The following is a 6,324-nucleotide window of genomic DNA, read 5'->3' on the forward strand; positions in this document are numbered from 1 at the left end:
ATTATTGTTCTTTTCGCGACATACACAATTTCCTCCTTTCAGCACTCACCCACTTCTTCGCAAAACTTTACTTGACTATCATATTACTGTATGATTATATGAGATATAAGACAGAATTATTCACGATTGTGGTAGGGATTGCAACCATAGCGATTGAGGGGATTTATCTATGGGTAAATTATTTAACGAGCTAAAAAAAGATATATTGTATCAACATGGGATGAATGCTTGTCTCAACTGTGGTGTGTGTACCGCAGTTTGTCCCGCAGCAGAATTTAATGATTATTCCCCTAGGGAAGTCATGAACACGGTGCAGTCGGAAGACGATGAACTGATTGAGGAATTGCTCAAATCAGACAAGATTTGGTATTGCGGACAGTGTTTTTCCTGTAAGACTCGCTGTCCAAGGGGTAATAGTACGGCTTCGGTGATTTTAGCATTGCGTCGTTTGGCAATTCGTCATGGTTACTTTGCTGATTCGGAAAAAGGCAGACAGCAATTAATTGCTAAACGGGTGTTTGGAGAAAATATGTTGAAGCGGGGTTATACTCTCTTGGCAGAAAATATTACTCCGGCTCACTTTCCCGAATTAGGGGAGAATTGGGAATACTATTACGAACACATGGCAGAGATGCGGGAATGGTGGGGAGTACCGATGAATTTGGAAAATAGTGCTGGTTCCCATCGAGTCGTTCCCGAAGCAGATATGGAGGAAGTAAGAGCAATTTATCAAACCACCGGAGCAGTTTCTTTGATGGATGCGGTGGAACAAGGTATGGAAAAGAAACTGGGGAGTAAGGCTGAAGTCGAGAAATATTGGCAAACCTGGTTAGAAACTGGCGATAGCAGAAATTACGACATTAAAGAGGAAGAATAAAAATGAAGTTAGCAGGAAAAGCAAAGGCTTGGGAAAAACACCAGAAACACGTACCCACAGTTGATGAACCAGGTGGTAAGGTTTGGGGGTGTTTTCGTAGTTGTTTCCTTCAAAGTGCTGCACCCTACACGGAAGGGATTGCCTATAAAATCTTGAAAAATGACTTGGGTATGGACTTGCGTGAAGCACCAGGTCATACATCCTGTGGGGCGATTGGTTATCACGGTGATGTGTCTAACCTAGAGACTCAAATGGTGATGGCTGCGAGAAATTTTTCAGTGGCTCATCATGAATTGGGTGTGGATAATTTGTTTTCTTTCTGCGTCACTTCCTTTGCTAACTATACAGAAGTAATTAAGCTATGGGAAGAAGAACCAGAATTACGGGAATATACGAAAAAAACGTTGAAGGAAACCACCGGGAGAGAATTCTGGATTCCCCATGTTTCCGGCGGTAAACCCTCGGTAGTTCATGCTTCCGATGTCTTCTTTGCTAATCGTCACAAACTAGCTGCGAAAGCGAAATATAGTCTAAAGGGAATCAAAGCGACGGATCATGTCGGTTGTCATTATGCCAAGATTTTCCCCGATCATGCGATGGGTGGGGCGGAGTTTCCCCAAGTATTGGTGGGGATGTTAGAAGCCTTTGGGGCGGAGGTGGTAGATTATCCGGAACGCAGACATTGTTGTGGGATGGGGTTTCGGCAATGTGCATTTCCGGAAAATCGCGATTATACGGCGGGGAGTGTGTATAAAAAGATGAAGAGTTTGCAGGAGACACACCCCGATTGTAAGTTGATTCTCACCAATTGTCCTGGTTGTACGGTGTTCCTAGATGCAGAACAGGGAACGATTAAGGAGGTGTTAGAAGAGGAGTTTAATGTCAGTATTCTTGACTATGCTCAATTAACGGGATTGTTGTTGGGTTATGACCCATTTAAGGATTGTGGATTGAATGCCAAAGCAGTGGCGATTGAGCCTTTGTTGGATATGATTGGTATTCCTTATGACAGGTCGAAGTCTGCGGAAGAAAGAAGAAGACCTTTTTAAGAGTTTGTAGTCAGGGTTTTAACCCTGTTCGCAGTACTGAAGTGCTGACTGTAAACCACAAGAAATATTATTAGTAAGGATAAGGACAATGGCTAAGAATATTGTAGTGATTGGTGGTGGTGTTGCGGGGATGGCTGCTGCTGGGAAACTGAGAGCATTTGGGTATGATGTGGTGTTGATTGACAAGGCTGAGGAGTTGGGGGGAAATGTCAAGAATTGGTATAAAGTTTTTCCTGATTTTACTGATGCCTCGGAGATTATCGGTAAGCTGAAGGGGGAGTTAAATGGAACGCAGGTGATAAAGGGGGCGACGGTCACAAGTATTACAGGTTCTGCGCCTGATTTCCAAGTAATTATATCTACAGGTGAGAGAATTGAAGCGGCGGCGATTTTGGTGGCGACGGGATTTAAGCCTTTTGATGCGGCTTTAAAGGAAGAGTATGGCTATGGTATTTACGATAATTCGATTACTTCTATCGAATTAGATGCGATGTTAAAGCATTACTGCGTCAAAACAGCATCGGGTGAAACCCTAAAGAAAGTGGCAATGATTCACTGTGTCGGTTCACGGGATGAGAAGGTAAACAATAATTACTGCTCTCGCGTCTGCTGTACAAATACAATTAAGCAGGCAATGGAAATCAAAGAGCAAATCCCGAATTGCGAGATTTACTGTTTATACATGGATATTCGGGTGTTTGGTCGCGGTTACGAGGAACTGTATAGAAGATCCCAGGAAGACTATGGTATCCAATTTATCCGGGGACGGCTTTCGGAAGCAAACGAGAAACCCGACAGTAGATTATTGCTGCGGGTGGAAGATACTTTGATTGGTAAACCAATGCGCTTAACGGTAGATATGTTGGTATTGATGGTGGGGATGGTAGGTAATTCCGAATTATCTGAAGTTGCAGGTTTATCTGTGGGGTGCGATCGCTTCTATACTACTGCCCATCAACAATATTCTAATAATGCTTCTGCAAGGGAAGGTATTTTCCTAGCAGGTACAGCTACAGGTCCCAAGGCTATTGTCGAGTCTATCACCGATGGACGGTCTGCGGCGGCGGAAATTGCTGGTTTTCTCGCCAATATGAACCGGATTCATGTCAGCAATGGTCAGTTAGTGGGTAATTTAATATTCTAGTTCCGTGAGGGATAAGATAATGGCAGTTAAAAAATGTTTTTTTGGTATTAAAACAGACCGCCAAGTAGATGGCGACAAAATGAACCGAGCCTTTATGGATAAGGTTCTGGCGGAGGGTGGGGAGAGTGCGGCGATTAAGGCTTGTATGCAATGTGGCACTTGTAGCGGTGGTTGTACGAATGCCGATTTGATGGATATTTTACCTCGGAGTCTGGTGTTAATGGTGCAACGGGGGGAATGGGAAAAGGTACTGCAAAGTAACAGCCTGTGGTTATGTACTTCCTGTCAAATTTGTACCTCTCGCTGTCCCCGTGGGGTTCGTCCATCGGATGTGATTGAAGCAGTAAAGGCGATCGCAATTCAACAAGGTATCAACAATGACTCTACCAGGTTTAATCAGATATTTGTGGAGTTAATCGAAAAACGGGGTATTTTATTTGAACCGGAATTAATGCATAAATATGGTGGCATCTCTGCAATCCGTGAACAAACCAAACTAGGTATAAAGTTAGCCCTCCGAGGTAAATTATCCCCCTTACCAGCCCAAGTCAAAGACCCGCAAAAATTCATTCAAGCACTAGCAAAGGCAAACCAACCATGAAATATTCTTACTATCCAGGATGTAGTTTGCATACCACAGCCAAGGAATTTGATTTATCCACAAAAGTGGTAATGCAAAAATTGGGAATTGAACTAGAAGAACTTGACGATTGGTCTTGTTGTGGGGGTTCCGTCGCTGGGGGTGTGTCCCATGATGTAGGGATGGCTTTAGCTGCAAGAAATGTAGTTTTAGCCCAAAATCAAAATATGGATTTACTAGCAGCTTGTTCAGGTTGTTATAACAAGTCAGCTAAAGCAGCGAAAGCGTTAGGAAATCAGCAAGAACGGCAGAAAATCACCAATATTCTGGCAGATATGGGCATGTCTGTACCTGAAAAGCAAATAAAAGTTAGAAATGTAGTGGATGTATTAGTCAATGACTTGGATATCTCCAGTCAAATCAAGAAACCCCTCACAGGTTTAAAAGTAGCCTGTTACTATGGCTGTCTGTTAACTAGACCCGCAGATATCACCGGATGGGATTCCCCAGTGTTCCCGATGTCGATGGATAGATTAGCAGAGACTTGCGGTGCAGAAGTGGTAGATTTTCGTTCCAAAACAAAATGCTGTGGTGGACCAATTTTAGTCCCTAAGGAAGATGTTGCTTTTGAATTGACAAAACGACTATTGGATGAGGCTAAATCCCTGGGTGCAGATTGTATTGTCCTCGCTTGTCCTTTGTGTTCTACTAATTTGGAGTTGAGACAGCCTGATATTGAGAAGAAATACGAGATTAGTTATAATTTGCCTGTGATTTATATTACTGAGTTAATCGGGTTAGCGTTGGGGATTAAGCCTGGAAAATTGGGGATGGATAAGCATATTGTTTCCACAAAGGGAATTTTGAGGAAGTTGGGGATGTGATTGATAAAAAGAGAGGCGTGTATGTATGAGGTATTATCAATAACTTTGCCAAAATAATAGCCTAGATCAATTTTGGCAAGGTGAAATTGTATGACTCCGATTATATCCACAGCCTGAATTTTCTTGCTGATGCTGGATAAAATTTGCGCGATCGCGCTTTTGTTTCATAGTTATTTTTCAGCGATAACCAGCATTTCAAAATCTTCGGTTGTCAACTTGTCATTTCTAGAAAATGCTCCAAGCTTTGCTGCAAATATATTAATTTCTTTATATCCGAGGGACTTTAACAACCAAGTAATTTCACTGGGAACGTAATATCTTTCATTGCATTCAAGAGTCTTTTTATTTCCAGAGTCGTCTTCAAATTCCGTAACATTGTAGTCTCGAAATGTCATGAAATCAAATGTATTGCTTCGATATGCGGCATTGCCTTCTTTTGTTGTTGAAGCGCAAAAATTTTCAACAGAATTATACAGTGGGAATAATCCATTTAAAGTTGTAAATATCAATTTACCATTCTCTTTGAGTGCTTTTGTCACACAATTGAGTATTTCATAATTCATTTCATCTGTTTCCATCAATGGAAATCCACCTTCACAAAGCATGATTGCAACATCAAATTCATTGTTAAATGAAAGACTTCTTGCATCTTGTTTCTGAAAATCAATCTTTAAATTGTAACTTTCTGCTTTTTGCTTCGCTCTAGTAAGTTGAGCTTCTGATAGGTCAATCCCAGTAACATCATATCCCCTATTTGATAATTCAATTGTATGTCTGCCAGTTCCGCATCCAACGTCTAATATTTTTAATGATTTATCAAAATTTATCTCCCTTTCAATGAAATTGCATTCACCAACAGTACCCTGTATGAAATTTTCATTATCATATTTCAACCCGTAATTTTCAAAAAGAGATTCATACCATTGTTTTTTCATCATCTTACTCCTTGATGTTTCCTTTATGCCGTTTAATTAACTATTATTGAGTGAGCCGATTGTGCGATCGCTTAATTTCTCAATAATGCTTGAAACCCTGACTGATGAAAATGGGTATCAGCAGTGCATCAGTAATTCCTCGATTCTGCATCACAACGAATGATAAACAATCTACTAAAACCCATTCTTTATCTTCTCGTTCTTTAAATAACTAAAGCAAGAGGGCAGGATGAGATGTTTCGTAATTTCATTATTTTCTCATCCTCCCATCGTCTCCACTGCGCTAATTATGCTTTCACAGCCAGTAATTGCACGACAGCACTATGTCCCTGATGAAACAATCCTTCCTGAATTTCTCGCTCAACTTCTGCGGACTGTTTAAACTCTAACCCATCCAGTTCTTGCTGGAGGGTTGTCAGCTCCATCATTAAATCGGCATTGGGTGGACCTCCCGTTTTGAATTCTAGTTGACGGGGTGTATACGCTTCCAGTACAAACACACCACCCGATCGCAATCCAGAAACCACTTGTCGATGGATATTTGCGCGCAGGCTCGGTGGTAAGTGACAAAAAATAGAGACGATCGCATCCCAAGAATTTGGTTGAATTGAAAAATTAGCCAAATCTGCGACGATGGTTTCTATCTCTACAGAACGCTCTGCTGCTAATTTCTGGGCTTTTTCTAAGCCAACACAAGAAGCATCGACAGCTGTCACTCGACATCCCTGCTGTGCTAAATAAACGGCATTTCTACCTTCTCCTTCGGCTAAACACAGCACCAAACCCTTGGGGATTTGTTGAATCACTTCTCTAAGAAAATCATTGGGATTTTTGCCAAAGATATATTCTGTTTGA

Annotated in this window: 7 protein-coding genes; 5 read left to right on the forward strand and 2 right to left on the reverse strand. The window is 41.5% G+C overall.

Annotated elements, in window-relative coordinates; all coding sequences use genetic code 11:
* Positions 1–169 precede the first annotated feature (169 nt).
* The 5 genes from VB733_RS20885 to VB733_RS20905 all read left to right on the forward strand — a co-directional run bounded on the left by VB733_RS20885 (position 170) and on the right by VB733_RS20905 (position 4,534).
* Positions 170–877 (forward strand): 4Fe-4S dicluster domain-containing protein, encoded by a 708-nt coding sequence (locus tag VB733_RS20885; protein ID WP_323341982.1) that lies wholly within the window; start codon positions 170–172, stop codon positions 875–877.
* Positions 878–879: 2 nt separating this feature from the next.
* Positions 880–1,926 (forward strand): heterodisulfide reductase-related iron-sulfur binding cluster, encoded by a 1,047-nt coding sequence (locus VB733_RS20890; RefSeq protein WP_323341983.1) that lies wholly within the window; start codon positions 880–882, stop codon positions 1,924–1,926.
* A 79-nt stretch (positions 1,927–2,005) separates the two neighbouring features.
* Positions 2,006–3,070, forward strand: coding sequence for an FAD-dependent oxidoreductase (locus tag VB733_RS20895; protein ID WP_323341989.1), 1,065 nt, complete (start codon positions 2,006–2,008; stop codon positions 3,068–3,070).
* A gap of 19 nt (positions 3,071–3,089) precedes the next feature.
* Positions 3,090–3,671: a 4Fe-4S dicluster domain-containing protein gene (locus VB733_RS20900; protein WP_323341984.1), complete on the forward strand. Its 582-nt coding sequence runs from the start codon at positions 3,090–3,092 to the stop codon at positions 3,669–3,671.
* Positions 3,668–4,534: a CoB--CoM heterodisulfide reductase iron-sulfur subunit B family protein gene (locus tag VB733_RS20905; RefSeq protein ID WP_323341985.1), complete on the forward strand. Its 867-nt coding sequence runs from the start codon at positions 3,668–3,670 to the stop codon at positions 4,532–4,534. The genes VB733_RS20900 and VB733_RS20905 overlap by 4 nt, the downstream gene beginning before the upstream one ends.
* A gap of 170 nt (positions 4,535–4,704) precedes the next feature.
* Here the strand turns inward: VB733_RS20905 and VB733_RS20910 are convergent, their stop codons facing one another.
* Both VB733_RS20910 and VB733_RS20915 read right to left on the reverse strand, forming a co-directional pair.
* Positions 4,705–5,472 (reverse strand): class I SAM-dependent methyltransferase, encoded by a 768-nt coding sequence (locus VB733_RS20910; protein ID WP_323341986.1) that lies wholly within the window; start codon positions 5,470–5,472, stop codon positions 4,705–4,707.
* Between the two features lie 284 nt (positions 5,473–5,756).
* On the reverse strand, positions 5,757–6,324 hold a 568-nt coding region (locus VB733_RS20915), incomplete at its 5' end, for a class I SAM-dependent methyltransferase (protein WP_323341987.1).

Source organism: Calothrix sp. UHCC 0171 (assembly GCF_034931845.1).
Classification (GTDB): domain Bacteria; phylum Cyanobacteriota; class Cyanobacteriia; order Cyanobacteriales; family Nostocaceae; genus Brunnivagina.

Bases quoted from the DNA above. Each gene is read 5' to 3' on its own strand.
- VB733_RS20885 (WP_323341982.1), top strand. From the start codon at position 170: ATGGGTAAATTATTTAACGAGCTAAAAAAAGATATATTGTATCAACAT.
- VB733_RS20890 (WP_323341983.1), top strand. From the start codon at position 880: ATGAAGTTAGCAGGAAAAGCAAAGGCTTGGGAAAAACACCAGAAACAC.
- VB733_RS20900 (WP_323341984.1), top strand. From the start codon at position 3,090: ATGGCAGTTAAAAAATGTTTTTTTGGTATTAAAACAGACCGCCAAGTA.
- VB733_RS20905 (WP_323341985.1), top strand. From the start codon at position 3,668: ATGAAATATTCTTACTATCCAGGATGTAGTTTGCATACCACAGCCAAG.
- VB733_RS20910 (WP_323341986.1), bottom strand. From the start codon at position 5,472: ATGATGAAAAAACAATGGTATGAATCTCTTTTTGAAAATTACGGGTTG.